The sequence below is a fragment of the Mycobacterium sp. AMU20-3851 genome, from assembly GCF_043974665.1.
Lineage (GTDB): Bacteria > Actinomycetota > Actinomycetes > Mycobacteriales > Mycobacteriaceae > Mycobacterium.
The window spans coordinates 3,506,722-3,522,503 of sequence record NZ_CP146371.1; the positions used below are offsets into that span (position 1 = coordinate 3,506,722).

At 69.8% G+C, this 15,782-nt stretch carries 17 protein-coding genes; 2 read left to right on the plus strand and 15 right to left on the minus strand.

Annotated features, from left to right (window positions below):
* Positions 1 to 101: 101 nt before the first annotated feature.
* Genes cobO through mqo form a run of 4 tightly spaced genes read right to left on the minus strand, consistent with a single transcriptional unit; the run spans position 102 to position 4,504 of the window.
* Positions 102 to 728 carry a cob(I)yrinic acid a,c-diamide adenosyltransferase gene (cobO, locus tag V4U86_RS16845; protein WP_395307099.1) on the minus strand — a complete coding sequence of 209 codons (627 nt, stop codon included), beginning with the start codon at positions 726 to 728 and terminating at the stop codon, positions 102 to 104.
* A gap of 8 nt (positions 729 to 736) precedes the next feature.
* The gene (locus tag V4U86_RS16850) at positions 737 to 2,584 is read right to left on the minus strand and encodes a magnesium chelatase subunit D family protein (protein WP_395312087.1); all 1,848 of its coding nucleotides are present in this window, start codon (positions 2,582 to 2,584) and stop codon (positions 737 to 739) included.
* A gap of 5 nt (positions 2,585 to 2,589) precedes the next feature.
* Positions 2,590 to 3,051, minus strand: a complete 462-nt coding sequence (locus tag V4U86_RS16855; protein WP_395307100.1) for a GNAT family N-acetyltransferase — start codon at positions 3,049 to 3,051, stop codon at positions 2,590 to 2,592.
* Between the two features lie 13 nt (positions 3,052 to 3,064).
* Entirely contained in the window at positions 3,065 to 4,504 is a 1,440-nt protein-coding gene (gene mqo, locus V4U86_RS16860; protein ID WP_395307101.1) for a malate dehydrogenase (quinone), read from the minus strand.
* Positions 4,505 to 4,625: 121 nt separating this feature from the next.
* Between mqo and V4U86_RS16865 the strand changes: the two genes are divergently transcribed.
* Both V4U86_RS16865 and mtr read left to right on the plus strand, forming a co-directional pair.
* On the plus strand, positions 4,626 to 5,633 hold the full coding sequence (locus tag V4U86_RS16865) for an alpha/beta hydrolase (protein ID WP_395307102.1): 1,008 nt from the start codon (positions 4,626 to 4,628) through the stop codon (positions 5,631 to 5,633).
* A gap of 11 nt (positions 5,634 to 5,644) precedes the next feature.
* Positions 5,645 to 7,045, plus strand: coding sequence for a mycothione reductase (gene mtr, locus V4U86_RS16870; protein WP_395307103.1), 1,401 nt, complete (start codon positions 5,645 to 5,647; stop codon positions 7,043 to 7,045).
* Here the strand turns inward: mtr and V4U86_RS16875 are convergent.
* The 11 genes from V4U86_RS16875 to V4U86_RS16925 are packed head-to-tail and all read right to left on the minus strand — an operon-like array spanning position 7,029 to position 15,772.
* On the minus strand, positions 7,029 to 7,766 hold the full coding sequence (locus V4U86_RS16875) for an energy-coupling factor ABC transporter ATP-binding protein (protein ID WP_395307104.1): 738 nt from the start codon (positions 7,764 to 7,766) through the stop codon (positions 7,029 to 7,031). The two genes, mtr and V4U86_RS16875, sit on opposite strands and share 17 nt — an antisense overlap.
* Positions 7,763 to 8,533: a cobalt ECF transporter T component CbiQ gene (gene cbiQ, locus V4U86_RS16880; protein ID WP_395307105.1), complete on the minus strand. Its 771-nt coding sequence runs from the start codon at positions 8,531 to 8,533 to the stop codon at positions 7,763 to 7,765. The genes V4U86_RS16875 and cbiQ overlap by 4 nt, the downstream gene beginning before the upstream one ends.
* Positions 8,530 to 8,838, minus strand: a complete 309-nt coding sequence (locus V4U86_RS16885; RefSeq protein ID WP_395307106.1) for a PDGLE domain-containing protein — start codon at positions 8,836 to 8,838, stop codon at positions 8,530 to 8,532. Before V4U86_RS16885 ends, cbiQ begins: the two co-directional genes overlap by 4 nt.
* A complete protein-coding gene (locus tag V4U86_RS16890; protein WP_395307107.1) occupies positions 8,835 to 9,509 on the minus strand; it encodes an energy-coupling factor ABC transporter permease in 675 nt (224 codons plus the stop codon). Before V4U86_RS16890 ends, V4U86_RS16885 begins: the two co-directional genes overlap by 4 nt.
* A gap of 55 nt (positions 9,510 to 9,564) precedes the next feature.
* Positions 9,565 to 10,398 (minus strand): class I SAM-dependent methyltransferase, encoded by an 834-nt coding sequence (locus tag V4U86_RS16895; RefSeq protein WP_395307108.1) that lies wholly within the window; start codon positions 10,396 to 10,398, stop codon positions 9,565 to 9,567.
* A 56-nt stretch (positions 10,399 to 10,454) separates the two neighbouring features.
* Complete coding sequence (locus V4U86_RS16900) at positions 10,455 to 10,775, minus strand: ArsR/SmtB family transcription factor (protein ID WP_395307109.1); 321 nt, start codon at positions 10,773 to 10,775, stop codon at positions 10,455 to 10,457.
* 16 nt (positions 10,776 to 10,791) lie between these two features.
* Entirely contained in the window at positions 10,792 to 11,517 is a 726-nt protein-coding gene (locus V4U86_RS16905; protein ID WP_395307110.1) for a FadR/GntR family transcriptional regulator, read from the minus strand.
* Between the two features lie 4 nt (positions 11,518 to 11,521).
* Positions 11,522 to 12,295: a 3-oxoacyl-ACP reductase gene (locus V4U86_RS16910; protein ID WP_395307111.1), complete on the minus strand. Its 774-nt coding sequence runs from the start codon at positions 12,293 to 12,295 to the stop codon at positions 11,522 to 11,524.
* 12 nt (positions 12,296 to 12,307) lie between these two features.
* A complete protein-coding gene (locus V4U86_RS16915) occupies positions 12,308 to 13,675 on the minus strand; it encodes an aldehyde dehydrogenase family protein (RefSeq protein WP_395307112.1) in 1,368 nt (455 codons plus the stop codon).
* Positions 13,672 to 14,421, minus strand: coding sequence for a gamma-glutamyl-gamma-aminobutyrate hydrolase family protein (locus tag V4U86_RS16920; RefSeq protein ID WP_395307113.1), 750 nt, complete (start codon positions 14,419 to 14,421; stop codon positions 13,672 to 13,674). The genes V4U86_RS16915 and V4U86_RS16920 overlap by 4 nt, the downstream gene beginning before the upstream one ends.
* Positions 14,408 to 15,772: a glutamine synthetase family protein gene (locus V4U86_RS16925; protein ID WP_395307114.1), complete on the minus strand. Its 1,365-nt coding sequence runs from the start codon at positions 15,770 to 15,772 to the stop codon at positions 14,408 to 14,410. Before V4U86_RS16925 ends, V4U86_RS16920 begins: the two co-directional genes overlap by 14 nt.
* Positions 15,773 to 15,782 lie beyond the last annotated feature (10 nt).

The following is a 15,782-nucleotide window of genomic DNA, read 5'->3' on the forward strand; positions in this document are numbered from 1 at the left end:
GGGATGGGCCCCGGCCACCCGGGTCGGCGCGAGTGTGCGCAAGCTCCGGCTGATCCCCCGCGTGTCGTGCCCAGACACGCACGCTCGCGGGGGGTGTGTGCTCACCATTCGATGCCGCGCTGGCCCTTGCGACCGGCGTCCATCGGATGCTTGACCTTGGTCATCTCGGTCACCAGATCGGCGGCGTCGATGAGCGCCTGCGGGGCATCGCGGCCGGTGATCACCACGTGCTGGGAACCCGGCCGGTCGGCCAGGGTGGCGATGACTTCCTCGGTGGAGATCCAGCCCCACTTGAGCGGATAGGTGAACTCATCGAGCACGTAGAAGTCGTGGCGCTGCTCGGCGATCCGGCGGCTGATCTCGGCCCACCCGTCGCGCGCGGTCTCGGCGTGGTCGACCGCTGAGCCATCTGGCGCCTTATTCGGCCTAGTCCACGACCAGCCCGAGCCCATCTTGTGCCACTGCACCGGGCCGCCGACACCGTGTTCCTCGTGCAGCTTGCCGAGTTCGCGAAAGGCGCTCTCCTCGCCGACCTTCCACTTCGCGCTCTTGACGAACTGGAACACCGCGACGTCGAAACCTTGGTTCCAGGCGCGCAGCGCCATCCCGAACGCGGCGGTCGATTTCCCCTTGCCTGGCCCGGTGTGCACCGCCAGCAGCGGCGCGTTGCGGCGGGCCTTGGTGGTCAGCCCGTCGTCCGGCACGGTCAGTGGTTGTCCCTGTGGCATGGTGCCTCCTACGCAGCGGTCTTAACCAGCGAGGTCAGCTCGCCGGCCTGCAGATGGGCCAGCCGCACCGCGGGAGCGTGCAGCTGCCGGGCCAGTTCATCGGCCAAACCCAAACGCACAAAAGAGGTTTCGCAGTCCACCACCACGGCGGCGGCCCCCTCGGCGACCAGCAGCCGGGCCGCGGCGCGGGTCCGGCCGAGCGGGTCCGGCCCGCCGGTGGCGCGGCCGTCGGTCAGCACCACCACCAGCGGTCGCCGCGCCCGGTCGCGCGCCTTCTCCCGCAACACCACATCGCGTGCGGCCAGCAGACCTTGGGCCAGTGGGGTTTTGCCGCCGGTGTCGAAGCGGGCCAGCCGCCGCCCGGCGATGTACACCGAGGAGGTCGGTGGCAGCAGCAGATCGGCGCGCTGACCGCGGAAGGTGATCACCGCGACCTTGTCGCGACGCTGATAGGCATCCCGCAGCAGCGACAGTGCGGCACCGCCGACCGCGGCCATCCGGTCCCGCGCGGCCATCGACCCGGAGGCGTCGACCACGAAGATCACCAAGTTGCCTTCCCGCCCTTCCCGCACGGCGCGCCGGACGTCGTCGGGCCGTACCTGTGGCCGGCCGGCCTGGCGTTGGTTGTGGACCGCCGCGAGCACGGTCGCGAACAAGTGGGTGCCGTGACCCTCGCCGGGCACATCGGTGGATCCGACGGTGCTGCCGGTGCGGTTGCGGGCCCGGGAGCGCCGCCCGGGCGCGCCCTCGCCGACACCGGGCACCACCAGCGCCCTGGTCCGGAAGGTCGCCGACGGCGGTGCGCTGGAACGGGTCTGCGGCGCGCCGGCCGGTTTCTTGCTGGGTGCCGATTCCCCGGGTTGACCGTCGGTCTGCAGCTCGCCGGGAGCGTCGGATCCCCCGCCGGGCGGTTCCGGATCGGGGTCGGGATCCTCGGGCCCGTCTTCGGTCTGGGCCAGCGCCTCGTCGAGACGCTCGGGATCCAGGCCGGGGTCGTCGAACGGGTCGCGCCGGCGCCGGTGTGGCAGCGCCAGTTCGGCGGCCACCCGGATGTCCTGTTCCTCGACGACCGGCCCGCCCCGCCAGGCCGCGTGCGCGACCGCGGTGCGCGCCACCACCAGGTCGGCCCGCATCCCGTCCACGTCGAAGGCCGCGCACAGCGCAGCGATGCGGCGTAACTCGTTGTCGCCCAACACCACATCGCCGACAGCGGCGCGGGCCGCGGTGATGCGGCCTGCAAGCTCGGCGTCACTGTCGGCGTAGCGGGCGGCGAATCCCGCCGGGTCGGCCTCGAACGCCATCCGGGACCGGATCACCTCGACGCGGACGTCCACGTCGCGGGAGGCGGCCACGTCCACGGTCAGCCCGAACCGGTCGAGCAACTGCGGGCGCAGTTCGCCCTCCTCGGGATTCATGGTGCCGATCAGCACGAAACGGGCGTCGTGGGAATGCGATACGCCGTCACGTTCGATGTGCACCCGGCCCATCGCCGCCGCGTCGAGCAGCACGTCGACCAGGTGGTCGTGCAGCAGGTTGACCTCGTCGACGTAGAGCACCCCGCCGTGCGCGCGGGCCAGCAACCCCGGGGAGAACGCGTGCTCGCCGTCGCGCAACACCTTCTGCAGATCCAGCGAGCCGACCACCCGGTCCTCGGTCGCACCGATGGGCAACTCGACCAGCCGCGCATCGTCGTCGACCTGGGCCAGCACCGCGGCCAGCGCCCGGACCGCGGTGGACTTGGCGGTCCCCTTCTCGCCGCGGATCAGCACGCCGCCGATATCGGGGCGTATCGCGCACAGCACCAGCGCCAGCCGCAGCCGCTCGTGCCCGACCAGCGCGCTGAACGGATAGTGCACCACGGTCACAGGTTCACCGCTCCCGGCCTGATCATCGGGACGTGCGGGATGCCGTCCTCGGTGTATTCGTCGCCGTCGGCGATGAAGCCGTGCGCGGCGTACATGTCCTGCAGATAGGTCTGCGCATCGATCCGGCACGGGTGGTTGCCCACCTCGGCGACGGCGGCCTGCATGAGCCGGGTGGTGTGCCCGTGGCCACGGTCGGCGCGTTTGGTGCACACCCGGCCGATCCGGAAGACCTTCTCCCCGCCGGGGTGTTCCTCCATCAACCGCAGGGTCGAGATCACTTGGCCGTCATCACCTTCCAACCAGAAGTGCCGGGTTTCGGCCAGCAGGTCACGACCGTCGAGCTCGGGGTATGGGCAGGCCTGCTCGACCACGAACACCTCGACCCGCAGCCTGAGCAGCTGGTAGAGGGTGGCGGCGTCCAGGTCCTTGGCCCAGCTGCGGCGCAACGCGACCGTCATGGCGCGGCCCCCGTCACACGGACGCGGGTTCGTCCAGCTTGAGCACCTTGGTGCCCCAGTCCCAGACCTCGCGGAACAGGGCGGGTTCGCCGGACAGCTTGGTGCCCAGCGACGGGATCATCTCCTTGAGCTTGGGCACCCAGCCCTGGTACTGGTCGGCGAAGCAGCGCTCCATCACCTCGAGCATGGCCGGCACCGCGGTCGAGGCACCCGGGGAGGCGCCCAGCAGACCGGCGATGCTGCCGTCGGCGGCGGACAGCACGGTGGTGCCGAACTCCAGCACCCCGCCGGCGCCCTTGCGCCGGATGACCTGCACCCGCTGCCCGGCCACATCCAGCTCCCAGTCGGAATCGACTGCGCTGGGCGCGAATTCGCGCAGGGTGTCGACCCGTGCGCCCTCGCTGAGCAGCAGCTGCCCGATCAGGTACTTCAGCAGGCCGGTTTCGGTGAGGCCCACGCCCAGCATCGAGGCCAGGTTGTCGGGTTTGACCGACAGCGGCAGGTCGGTGACCTTGCCCTGCTTGAGGAACTTCGGCGACCAGCCGGCGAACGGGCCGAACAGCAGCCAGGACTTCCCGTTGATCACCCGGGTGTCCAGGTGCGGCACCGACATCGGCGGGGCGCCCAGCGGCGGCAGGCCGTACACCTTGGCCTGGTGGCCGGCGGTCAGTTCCTGGTTGCCGGTGCGCAGGAACGCACCGCCGACCGGGAAGCCGCCGAAGCCCTTGGCCTCCTTGATGCCCGCCTTCTGCAGCAGCGGCAGCGCGCCACCGCCGGCGCCGACGAAGACGAACTTGGCGTTGATGGTGCTCTTGGCCCGGGTGCGCCGGTTGGTGATCTTGACCGTCCAGCTGCCGTCGGATCCCTGACGCAGATCGCGTACGTCGTGGCCGAAAAGCGTGGTCATCCCGTTGTTGGCGGAGTAGCCGAGCAGCTGGCGCGACAGCGAGCCGAAATCCACGTCGGTGCCGGCCTGGGTCCAGTTCAAGCCGACCGGCTCGCTGAAGTCCCGCTTGGCCGCCATGAACGGCAGCCGGCGGCTGAACTCGTCACGGTCGTCGATGAACTCCATCGTCGCGAACAGCGGGTTGCTCACCAGCGCGTCGTAACGCGCCCGCAGGTACTCCACGTTGGCCGCGCCCTGCACGAAGCTCACGTGCGGGATCGGGTTGAGGAAGTTGCGCACGTCGGGCAGCACACCGTTTTCCACGGCATAGGCCCAGAATTGCCGGGAGACCTGGAACTGCTCGTTGACGGTGATGGCCTTGGCGGTGTCGATCGTGCCGTCGGACTTCTGCGGCGTGTAGTTCAGTTCGCACAGCGCGGAGTGCCCGGTACCGGCGTTGTTCCACGGATCGCTGCTCTCGGCGGCGGCACCGTCGAGGCGCTCGATCAACGTGATCGACCAGGTGGGTTCCACCAGACGCAGCAGGGCGCCCAGGGTGGCGCTCATGATCCCCGCGCCGACGAGCACCACGTCTGTCTTAGCTACTTTCGTGTCAGACACGCACTAAGGTTATCCCGCCGCTGACTTGGCAAGCGGCCGGGCTGTGCGGGTCACTAGAGTGGCTGACGTGACCGGCTGGGACCCCGACGTCTTACCTGGCTATCGACAGCGGTCGCTGGCCCTGGGCACCGATCCCGACGGGGAGGGCGAGCTGGTCGCCACCCTGGTGTGCCGGGGCGAGCCCCCCGCCCGGGGCGAGCCGTCCAGGCAGGGCGAGCGAAGCGTCCTTCTGGTGCACGGCTACACCGACTACTTCTTCCATACCGAACTGGCCGATCACCTGGCCGGCCGGGGATTCGTCGTCTACGCACTGGACCTGCCCAAATGCGGCCGGTCCCGGCGCGACGGCCAGACCCCGCACTTCACCTCCGATCTGGCGCACTACGACGCGGCACTGCAGGCCGCACTCGAGGTGATCGACTCCCCCGACACACTGGTCTACGGGCATTCGGCAGGTGGGCTGATCGTGACGCTGTGGCTGGACCGGCTGCGCCGGCGCAACGCCACCGGACCGATCAGCGGCCTGGTGCTCAACAGCCCGTTCTTCGATCTGCACGGGCCGGCCATCCTGCGCACACCGCCGACCTCGGCCGCGTTGATGGCACTGGCCCGGGTGCGACGTACCCAGGTGGTGCGCAAGCCGACCCCGGGCGGGTACGGCACCAGCCTGCACCGCGACTACCACGGGGAATTCGAGTACAACCTGGAGTGGAAGCCGGTCGGCGGGTTCCCGGTCACCTTCGGCTGGATCAACGCGATCCGGCGCGCCCAGAAGCGGCTGCACCGCGGCCTGGATGTCGGGGTGCCCAGCCTGATCCTGCGCTCGGATCACAGCGTCACCGAGAACGGGGACCCCGATCTGATCCAGCGCGGTGACGCAGTGCTCGACGTCACCCAGATCGCCCGCTGGGCCGGGTGTGTCGGCAACCGGCTCACCGTGGTGCCGATCCCCGATGCCAAACACGATGTCTTCCTGTCGCTCGCGGGGCCGCGGGCGGCGGCCTACCGCGAACTCGACGCCTGGTTGGACGGCCGGTTGCCGACCGGCACAATGACGAGACCCCAAACCGGATAAGGACGGCCCGCGTGGAGCATTACGACCTGACGATCATCGGAACCGGTTCGGGCAACAGCATCCCGGACCCGGGTTTCGATCCGCGCTATGGCGATATGCGGATCGCGATCTGCGAGCAGGGCACCTTCGGCGGCACCTGCCTGAACGTCGGCTGCATCCCGACCAAGATGTTCGTCTACGCGGCCGAGGTGGCCCAGAATGTGCGGGAGAGTTCCCGCTACGGCATCGACGCGCACATCGACAAGGTGCGCTGGCCCGACATCGTCTCCCGGGTGTTCGGTCGGATCGACCCGATTGCCGAGGGTGGCGAGGCCTATAAGCGCAGCCTGCCCAACATCGACGTGTACGGCAGTCACACCCGGTTCACCGGCGCCGCCGACGGCCGGTACACGCTGCGTACCGAGGACGGCGCAGAGTTCAGCACCGACCGGGTGGTCATCGCCGCCGGCGCCCGCGCGGTGGTGCCGCCGGCCATCACCGAGTGCGGGGTCACGTACTACACCAGCGACAACATCATGCGCATCGGCGCGCTGCCCGATCACCTGGTGATCGTCGGCGGCGGTTTCGTGGCCGCCGAGTTCGCGCACGTGTTCTCCTCCCTGGGGGTGAAGGTGACCATCGTGGTGCGCGGCCCCGGCCTGTTGACGCACTGCGATGAGACGCTCTGCCACCGGTTCACCGAACTGGCCGCGGCCAAATGGGATCTGCGCACCCACGTCAACGTGATCGGGTCGAGCCCGTGTGAAGGCGACGGGGTGCTGTTGCGGCTCGACGACGGCACCGCGCTGGCCGCCGACACGCTGCTGGTGGCCACCGGGCGCCGACCCAACGGCGACCTGCTGGACGCCGACCTCGCCGGGGTACGGGTACAGGACGGCCGGGTGGTGGTCGACGAGTTCCAGCGCACCACTGCCCGCGGGGTGTTCGCGCTGGGCGATGTCTCCTCGGCATATCAGCTCAAACACGTGGCCAATCACGAGATGCGGGTGGTTCGGCACAACCTGTTGCGCGACTGGGACGACACCGCGGCGATGGTGGCCGCCGATCACCGGTTCGTACCCTCGGCGGTGTTCACCGATCCGCAGCTGGCGACCGTCGGGCTCACCGAGGCGGAGGCCCGCGAGGCCGGTCACGACGTGGTGGTGAAGGTGCAGGACTACAGCGCCACCGCCTACGGGTGGGCGATGGAGGACGAGACCAGCATCGCCAAGCTGATCGCCGACCGTGCCACCGGCAAGCTGCTCGGCGCCCACATCATGGGCTATCAGGCCTCGTCGATCATCCAGCCGCTGATCCAGGCGATGAGCTTCGGCCAGACCGCCAAAGAGGTTGCCACCGGCCAATATTGGATCCACCCGGCGCTGCCCGAGGTGGTCGAGAACGCATTGCTGGGCCTCACCGACCCACGGTGAAGCCCCACGGCAATTCGAGGCGGTGCGCGGCAAGCAGCTCGGCGTCGCCGAGAATATCGGCCATCGCACCGTCGGCGACCACCCGGCCGCCGTCCAGGATCACTGCGCGGGTGCACAATTGGGCCGCGTACGGCAGATCGTGGGTGACCACGAGCATGGTGGCCGCCAACCCGGACAGCGTCTCGGCGAGTTCCCGGCGGGCCTGCGGGTCGAGGTTGGCCGACGGTTCATCGAGCACCAGGATGTCGGGGTGACAGGCCAGCACGGTCGCCAGGGCGGCGCGGCGGCGCTGGCCCAGGGACAGATGGGCGGGACTGCGGTCGGCGTGCTCGGTCATCGAGACCGCGGCCAGTGCCTCGGCGACCCGGCGGGTCAATTCCGCGCCGACGACCCCGAAGTTGGCCGGCCCGAACGCGACGTCCTGCGCGACGGTCGGCATGAACAACTGGTCGTCGGGGTCCTGGAAGACCAGCCCGACCCGGCGGCGGATCTCCCGGACAGTCTTGCGCGACAAGATGGTCGCGCCGATCACGACGCTGCCCCGGGTCGCGGTCAGCACACCGTTGAGCGCGAGCATGAGCGTGGTCTTGCCGGCCCCGTTCGGCCCCAGGACGGCGACCCGTTCCCCTTCGGCCACAGCCAGATCGACGCCGTCCAGCGCCCGGTGCCCGTCCGGGTAGACATGCTCGAGCCCGCTCACCCGGATGGCCGGGGCACTCATCGCAGCACCCAGGCCGACGCGGACACCGCGACGGCGCACGCGGCGGGAAGCAGCGCCAGCGACCAGTCGACGGCGCGAGCCGGGGCGGTACCGATGGCGAGTTCGGGTACCCGACCGTCGAATCCACGCGACAACATGGCCAGATACACCCGTTCACCGCGCTCGTAGGACCGCAGGAACAGCACACCGATACCGCGGGCGAGGGCGCCGGCCTGGTGCAGCAGCCGCGGGGAGTCACCACGGGACAGTCGCGCCATCCGCATCCGGGCGGCTTCGGCGCCGAGCACATCGACGTAGCGGATCATCAGCACCAGCATCGAGGTCACCAGCGCGGGCACCCCGAGTCGGCTCAGGGCGACCGGGAGCTCGCGGGCCGAGGTGGTGGCCGCCACCGTCAGCGAGGCGGCCACACCCAGGGTTCCCTTCACCACGATCCCCCACGCCGCCCACAGGCCGCTGACCGACAGCTGGGCTCCGGCGACGCTGATCCGTTCACCGCCCTCGGCGAACGGCAACAGCACCGCCAGCACCACGAACGGTGCCTCGATCACCATCCGCGGCAACACCCAGCCCAGCGGGATGCCCGCCCACCGCCAGACCGCCAGGATCAGCAGCGCGTAGATCGCGTACGGCCAGAACATGTCCCGTGGTGTGGCGACCACGGCCAGCACCACCAGCACCAGGCAGACGATCTTCACCTCGGCCGGAGCCCGGTGCACCGGCGAATCCCCGTCCCGGTACAGCGGGTGCGAGTGCCCGGCGCTCAAGTCAGGATCCGGAACAACCCGCCGGCGGCCGCGAGGGTGACGAGCACGCCGATCACCCCGGCCAGGCCGCCGGTGTGTTCGCGTCCGTCCACCGCGTAGTCGGCCAGCGGCGAGCCGGCCAGGGCGTGCTCGTCGGCATGCTGGGCGATGCAGTTGCCGGTGAGTTCCTCGGCGCCGTCGATCTCGGTCACCTCGCAGCCGCGCAGCGTCGCCGAATCCAGCCCGTCCGGGTTGGCACTGGCCAGATAGGAGACGCCGCCGGCGATCAGCAGGGTGAGGATCAACGCTGCAGCCCAGAACCTCATGCCGGCACCTCGTGCCGGGCGCGGCGCAGCAGATACACCAGATCGGGGCGCGCGCGGGCCACCGCCACCACCGTCAGCGCGGTGATCGCCCCCTCTCCGATCCCGATCAGCAGGTGGGTGCCGAACAGGTAACCGGCGACGGTTCCCAGCGAGGCCGGGGCGGCACCGCCGATCGCGTACTCGACGACGAACCCCATTGCCGCGCAGACCGTCCCGATGACGGCCGCGATGAACGCCGACGGTCCCAGCCGGTGGGTGAGCCGGTAGACCAGCACTGCGGTGCCGTAGCCGGCCGCAACCCCGATCAGTGACATGTTGGCGATGTTGGTGCCCAGCGCGCTGACGCCGCCGTCGGCGAACAGCAGGCTCTGCACCACCAGCACGATCGCCACGCACAGCGCACCGGTGTAGGGGCCGACCAGGATCGCCGCCAGCGCACCCCCGAGCAGGTGACCGCTGACGCCGGGCAGGATCGGAAAGTTCACCATCTGCACCGCGAAGATGAACGCGGCCACCAGGCCGGCCAGCGGGACGGTGCGCTCGTCGAGTTCGCGTCGGGCACGGCTGCCACAGAAGCCAAGGGCGGCAACGGCAATCGCGGCGAACATCAGCGAGACAGGCGCATTGATGATGCCGTCGCTCATGTGCATGGCGACGAGCTGCTGAGTCATCCATCGAGCCTAAGACCCGCACCGACATCTGTCCAGGTGAACAGACCAGCACCTGTCAGCGCTTGGTCCCGGTCACCAGGAGGTACTCCGCGTCCCAATGCCCGTCACGCTGCGTCTCGGCCAGAAAGTCCAGGAATGCCTCGTCCAGTGCCGCGAGCTGTTCGGGCTTGTCGGCGTTGAAACCGTAGACCGCGATGGTGGGCCCGTAGTTGCGCTTCCAGTATTCGCGGAACTCCAACGGGTCGGTGCAGTGATCGAACGCCACGGTCTGGTGCCGGAAGGTGACATCGGTGACCCGGTCGCCGAACAACTCGCGCACATGGGCCTCATCGCCCCACAGCGGTGCCGGACTGGCTCCGGGTGGTGGCGGCGGCGCGTACGGCTTCATGGTGGCGAACAGTCGCCCGATGAAACCCGTTGGTGTCCAATTGATCAGGCCGATGGTGCCGCCGGGGCGACAGACCCGCAGCAGCTCGTCGGCGGCGACCTGATGCCGGGGCGCGAACATCACCCCGACACAGGACATCACGATGTCGAAGGCGTTGTCCGCGAACGGCATCGACTCGGCATCGGCCTCCACCCACTCCAGTTCCGCGCCGCGCGCCGCCGCGTGCGCGCGGCCCGCCTCGAACAGTTCCGGGGTGAGGTCGCCAGCGGTCACCGACGCCCCGACCAGGGCTGCCGGAATCGCGGCATTGCCCGCACCCGCGGCGACATCGAGCACCCGGTCCCCGGCCCGGACACGGCATGCGCGCACCAGTTCGGGACCGAGTTCTCCGATGAGTTCCTCGGCCACCGCGACGTAGTCACCGGAGGCCCACAGCGCGCGGTGTTTGGCCTTCACCGCACGATCGGCGTCGGCGGGGCTGGATTCGGCTTCGGCGCTCATACCTCGATGGTGATCCCCGCCGGCAGCACACATGCCGGATTGACCGAATTGCCGCCTCAGCTGTGCCCGGCGCCGATCCAGTGCAGCAGGTCGTGCACGACCTCGTCGTCGAGCCGGTAGCTGACCGAACGGCCGACCCGGACGCTGCTCACCCAGCCCTGCTGGCGCAGGATGCGCAGGGCCTGGGACACCGCGTTCTCGGACCGGCCCAGCGCCGCGGCCAGGTCGCCCACGCAGATGCCCGGTGCCCGGTGCAGGCTGAGCAGGATCTCGAGGCGGTGCGGATCGGAGAGCAGATCGAACCGCTGTGCCCAGCCGGCGGTGTCGACGTCAGCCAGCGCAGACGAGGCCCGGTGCACCACCGAGGGATCGGTCATGGCTGCAAATCTAGCCTCAGTCCAGGAATCCGTGCAGCAGCGCCGCCGAACCCGCCAGATGCGCGCACATCGCCTCGGCGGCCGACTGCTCCTCGCCGGCCAGAATGGCCGCCACGATGGCCTCGTGCTGCTCGTCGGAGTGCGCGATGTTGCGCTGCAGCAACGGGATCTGGTCGAGCAGGGCATTGACCCGCATCCGGTTCTCGGCCACCAGCGGCACCAGTGACGGCGACCCGGCAGCCTCGGCAATGGCCAGGTGCAGCCGCGAGTCCAGCCGGCGGTAATCCTCGGAGGCGGCCCCGCGGACGTCGGCGAGCCGGCTGCGCAGCGTCTGGGCCTCCACCTCCCCTAGGCTGCGGCCGGCGGCCATCCGGGCGGCGCCGACCTCCAGGATCTCCCGCAGCCGCAGCGCGTCGTCGATGTCGGCGCGGTCGGGCCGCACCCCGTCGGCGCGCGGCGTGGGTAGCTGCTCGGCCAGGAAGGTGCCGCCGTAGCGCCCGCGGCGGGACCGCAGGTATCCGGCGTCGGCCAGCGATTTGATCGCCTCGCGCACGGTGTCGCGGCTGACACCGAGCCGCGCCGCCAGTTCACGTTCCGGGGGCAGCGACTCCCCCGGTGCCAACACGCCCAGCCGGATCGTCTCCAGCAGCCGGGCCACGGTGTCCTCGAAGGCGTTGCCGAGCCGGACCGGCCGCAGCAGGGTGCCGGCGGCCGGCGCGGGTTCGGGTGCGGAATCCGTCATCGGTTCACAGCGGCGTGACGTAGTGGCCGCTGATGCCGCCGTCGACGAGGAAGCTGGACGCGGTGATGAAGGAGGCGTCGTCGCTGGCCAGGAACGCGACGGCGGCGGCGAGTTCCTCGGGTTCGGCGAATCGGCCGACCGGGACGTGCACCAGCCGCCGCGCCGCCCGTTCGGGATCCTTGGCGAACAGTTCCCGCAGCAGCGGGGTGTTCACCGGGCCCGGGCACAACGCGTTGACCCGGATGCCCTGCCGGGCGTACTGGACCCCGAGTTCGCGTGACATGGCCAGCACGCCACCCTTGGAGGCGGTGTAGGAGATCTGCGAGGTCGCCGACCCCATCACCGCGACGAAGGATGCGGTGTTGATGATCGACCCCTTCTGCGCCGGAACCATGTGCCGCAGCGCCGCCTTGCAGCAGAAGAACACGGATTTGAGGTTGATGTCCTGGACCCGCTGCCACGCATCGATGCCGGTGTTCTCGATCAGATCGTCCTCGGGTGGGCTGATACCGGCATTGTTGAACGCGATGTCCACACCCCCGTGCACCTCGAAGGCCGTGTCGAAAAGATTGTCCACCGCCACCTGATCGGACACGTCGACGGGCACGAAGGTGACGTTGAGGTCGTCTGCGACCGAGCGCCCGGTGGTCGCGTCGACGTCTCCGATGACGACGACCGCGCCTTCGGCCTGCATCCGTCTGGCGGCCGCCAATCCGATGCCGCTGGCGCCGCCGGTGATGACGGCGACCTTGTCCTTGAGTCGCTGCGTCAGGTCCATGGTCGTGACTCCTTACTGCTCGTCGCGGACGGCGATGAAGACGTTCTTGGTCTCGGTGAACGACAGCGGTGCGGCCGGCCCGAGCTCGCGGCCCAGGCCCGACTGCTTGAAACCACCGAACGGGGTGTTGTACCGCACCGAGGAGTGCGAGTTGACGCTCAGGTTGCCGGCCTCGATCGCCCGGCTGACCCGCAGGGCGCGGGATATGTTGTCGGTCCAGATCGACCCGGACAGCCCGTAGCTGGTGTCGTTGGCCAGTGCGACCGCGTCGGCCTCGTCCTCGAACGGCAGCACCGTCACCACCGGCCCGAAGATCTCCTCGGTGACGGTGCGGTCGGTGCGCGGCGGGGTCAACACCGTTGGCGGGAACCAGAACCCGGGTCCGCTGGGGGCGCTGCCCCGGAACGCCACCGGCGCGTCGTCGGGCACGTAACCGCGCACCGATTCCCAGTGCGGTCGGGATACCAGCGGTCCCATCTCGGTGTCCCGGGCGGCGGGGTCGCCGACCACCACGGCGGCGACGGCCGGTTCGAGCAACTCCATGAAACGGTCGTAGACGCTGCGCTGCACCAGGATCCGGCTGCGCGCGCAGCAGTCCTGTCCGGCATTGTCGAAGACACCGGACGGCGCGGTGGCGGCCGCCCGTTCCAGGTCGCAGTCGTCGAACACGATGTTGGCGCTCTTGCCGCCGAGCTCGAGGGTGACCCGCTTGACCTGTGCGGCGGCGCCGGCCATCACCCGGGTACCCACCGCGGTCGACCCGGTGAACACGATCTTGCGTATCCCCGGGTGGCTGACGAAGCGTTCGCCGACCACCGTCCCGGCACCGGGCAGCACCTGGAACAGGTCGGGATCCAGGCCCGCGGTCACCGCCAATTCGGCCAGCCGCATCGTGGTCAACGGGGTCCACTCGGCGGGTTTGAGCACGACCGCGTTCCCGGCGGCCAGCGCCGGGGCGAAACCCCACGAGGCGATGGTCATCGGGAAGTTCCACGGGGTGATCACCCCGACCACGCCGAGCGGTTCGTTGAAGGTGACGTCGAGACCACCGGCCACCGGGATCTGCTGGCCGACAAGCCGTTCGGGGCTGGCCGCGTAGTAGGTGAGCACATCACGGACGTGCCCGGCCTCCCATTCGGCCTGTCCGACGGGGTGCCCGGAGTTGGCCACCTCGAGGGCGGCGAGCTCGCCGATGTGGGTGTCCACGACCGCGGCGAAGGCCCGCAGCGCGCCGGCGCGGTCGGCCGGCGCCAGCCGGGCCCAGCGACGCTGGGCGGCCCCGGCACGCGCCACCGCATCATCGACCGCGGCTTCGTCGAGCAGTTCGACCTCGCACAACGCTTCCTCGGTGGCGGGGTTGATCACCGTGCAGATGCTCATGTGGCGACCCTGCCTTTCGCGTAGTCGGCGGCGGCCTCGGCGACCGCGGTGAACAACCGGACATCGTCGAGCCGCTCTTCGGGGTGCCACTGGACGGCGAGCACGAACTGCGGCCCGTCCAGTTCGACCGCTTCGATGACCCCGTCGGCGGTGTCGCGGGCACTGACGATCAACCCGTCGCCGAGCCGGTCGATGGCCTGGTGGTGGTAGCACTGTGCGTCCGAGGCGTCACCGATCAGCGCGGCCAGCCGGGTGCCGGGCACGGTGTGCACCGAGGAGGTGGAGAAGACCGCGTTGCCGCGCTGGTGCCGGGTGTGCCCGAGCACATCGGGCAGGTGCTGGTGCAGGGTGCCGCCGAGGGCCACGTTGAGCACCTGGGCGCCCCGGCAGATGCCCAGCACCGGCATGCCGCGCCGCAGCGCCGCGCCCAGCAGGGCGAACTCCCAGGCGTCGCGTTCGCCCATCGGCTCGTCGGTGGTCGGGTGACGTTGCCGGCCATAGCTTTCCGGGTTCACATCGCGCCCGCCCGTGATGATCAGTCCGTCGAGTCCGTCCAGTACCCGGTCGGCCACCTCGGTCCCGCCGGGCTGCGGCGGGAGCAGTACCGCGGTGGCCCCGCCGCGGTTGACGCCCTCGATGTAGATGGCGGGCAGGAAGGAGGCGTCGAGATCCCAGACGCCGGTCTGGGCGCGCTGCAAATAGGTGGTCAGGCCCAATACCGGTCTGATCGGGTCAGAGGCGTTCAAATCCGCGCACCCTCTCCCAGTCGGTCACCGCGGCGTTGAACGCGGCCAGCTCGACCTGCGCATTGTTCAGGTAGTGCGCGACGACCTCCTCGCCGAACGCGCTCCGGGCGACCGCCGAGCCCTCGAACAGCTCGGCGGCCTCGGCCAGGGTGTGCGGCAGTCGCTGCGCACCGCCGGCGTACGCGTTGCCCGTGCAGGCCTCCTCCAGCGTCAGTCCCGCGTCGATGCCGTGCAGCCCACCGGCGATCAGCGCCGAGACGGCCAGGTACTGGTTCACGTCACCGCCGGGCGCCCGGCATTCCATCCGCAGACCTTCGCCGTGGCCGACAACCCGCAGCGCGCAGGTCCGGTTGTCCATCCCCCAGGCCACCGCGGTGGGCGCGAAGCTGCCGTCGGCGAACCGCTTGTAGGAGTTGATGTTCGGCGCGTAGAACAGCGTCATCTCGCGCAGGGTGGCGAGTTGGCCGGCCACGAAACTGCGGAACATCGCCGACATACCGTCCGGGTCGGTGTCGTCGGCGAAGACGGCCGAACCGTCGGTGCCGCGGAAGGATATGTGGATGTGGCAGCTGTTGCCTTCGCGCTCGTCGAATTTCGCCATGAAGGTGATCGATTTCCCGTGCTGGTCGGCGATCTCCTTGGCTCCGTTCTTGTAGATGGTGTGGTTGTCGCAGGTGATCAGCGCCTCGTCATAGCGGAACGCGATCTCCTGCTGGCCGAGGTTGCATTCCCCCTTCACGCCCTCGCAGTACATTCCGGCGCCGTCCATCCCGAGGCGGATGTCGCGCAGCAGCGGCTCCATCCGGGTGGAGGCGAGCATGGCGTAGTCCACGTTGTAGTCACTGGCCGGTGTCAGGTCGCGGTATCCGGCATGCCATGCGTCGCGGTAGGTGTCGTCGAACACCATGAATTCCAGCTCGGTGCCGACGAATGCCTGCAGGCCGCGCTCGGCCAGCCGGTCCAGTTGGGCGCGCAGGATGCTGCGCGGGGCGACCGCCACCGGGCGCCGGTCGGTGAAGGACAGGTCGGCCATCACCAGCGCGGTGCCCGGCAGCCACGGCAACCAGCGCAGCGTGCTGAAGTCCGGGGTCATCACCATGTCGCCGTAGCCGGTCTCCCAGCTCGACATGGCATATCCGCCGACGGTGTTCATGTCGACGTCGACAGCCAGCAGGTAGTTGCAGCACTCCGCGCCGTGGGCGGCCACCTCCTCGACGAACAGCCGCGCCGAGACCCGTTTGCCGGTGAGCCGGCCCTGCATGTCCGGGAACGCGACGATGACGGTGTCGACCTCGTGGGCCGCGACGAGCTGTTCCAGCGCGGCCTGCGACAGCATTCCGGTTCCAACCATCGGGCGAATC

Coding starts and splice junctions, on each gene's coding strand:
- cobO (WP_395307099.1), bottom strand. CDS start 728: ATGCCACAGGGACAACCACTGACCGTGCCGGACGACGGGCTGACCACC.
- V4U86_RS16855 (WP_395307100.1), bottom strand. CDS start 3,051: ATGACGGTCGCGTTGCGCCGCAGCTGGGCCAAGGACCTGGACGCCGCC.
- mqo (WP_395307101.1), bottom strand. CDS start 4,504: ATGAGCGCCACCCTGGGCGCCCTGCTGCGTCTGGTGGAACCCACCTGG.
- V4U86_RS16875 (WP_395307104.1), bottom strand. CDS start 7,766: ATGAGTGCCCCGGCCATCCGGGTGAGCGGGCTCGAGCATGTCTACCCG.
- V4U86_RS16885 (WP_395307106.1), bottom strand. CDS start 8,838: ATGAGGTTCTGGGCTGCAGCGTTGATCCTCACCCTGCTGATCGCCGGC.
- V4U86_RS16890 (WP_395307107.1), bottom strand. CDS start 9,509: ATGACTCAGCAGCTCGTCGCCATGCACATGAGCGACGGCATCATCAAT.
- V4U86_RS16895 (WP_395307108.1), bottom strand. CDS start 10,398: ATGAGCGCCGAAGCCGAATCCAGCCCCGCCGACGCCGATCGTGCGGTG.
- V4U86_RS16900 (WP_395307109.1), bottom strand. CDS start 10,775: ATGACCGATCCCTCGGTGGTGCACCGGGCCTCGTCTGCGCTGGCTGAC.
- V4U86_RS16905 (WP_395307110.1), bottom strand. CDS start 11,517: ATGACGGATTCCGCACCCGAACCCGCGCCGGCCGCCGGCACCCTGCTG.
- V4U86_RS16910 (WP_395307111.1), bottom strand. CDS start 12,295: ATGGACCTGACGCAGCGACTCAAGGACAAGGTCGCCGTCATCACCGGC.
- V4U86_RS16915 (WP_395307112.1), bottom strand. CDS start 13,675: ATGAGCATCTGCACGGTGATCAACCCCGCCACCGAGGAAGCGTTGTGC.
- V4U86_RS16925 (WP_395307114.1), bottom strand. CDS start 15,772: ATGGTTGGAACCGGAATGCTGTCGCAGGCCGCGCTGGAACAGCTCGTC.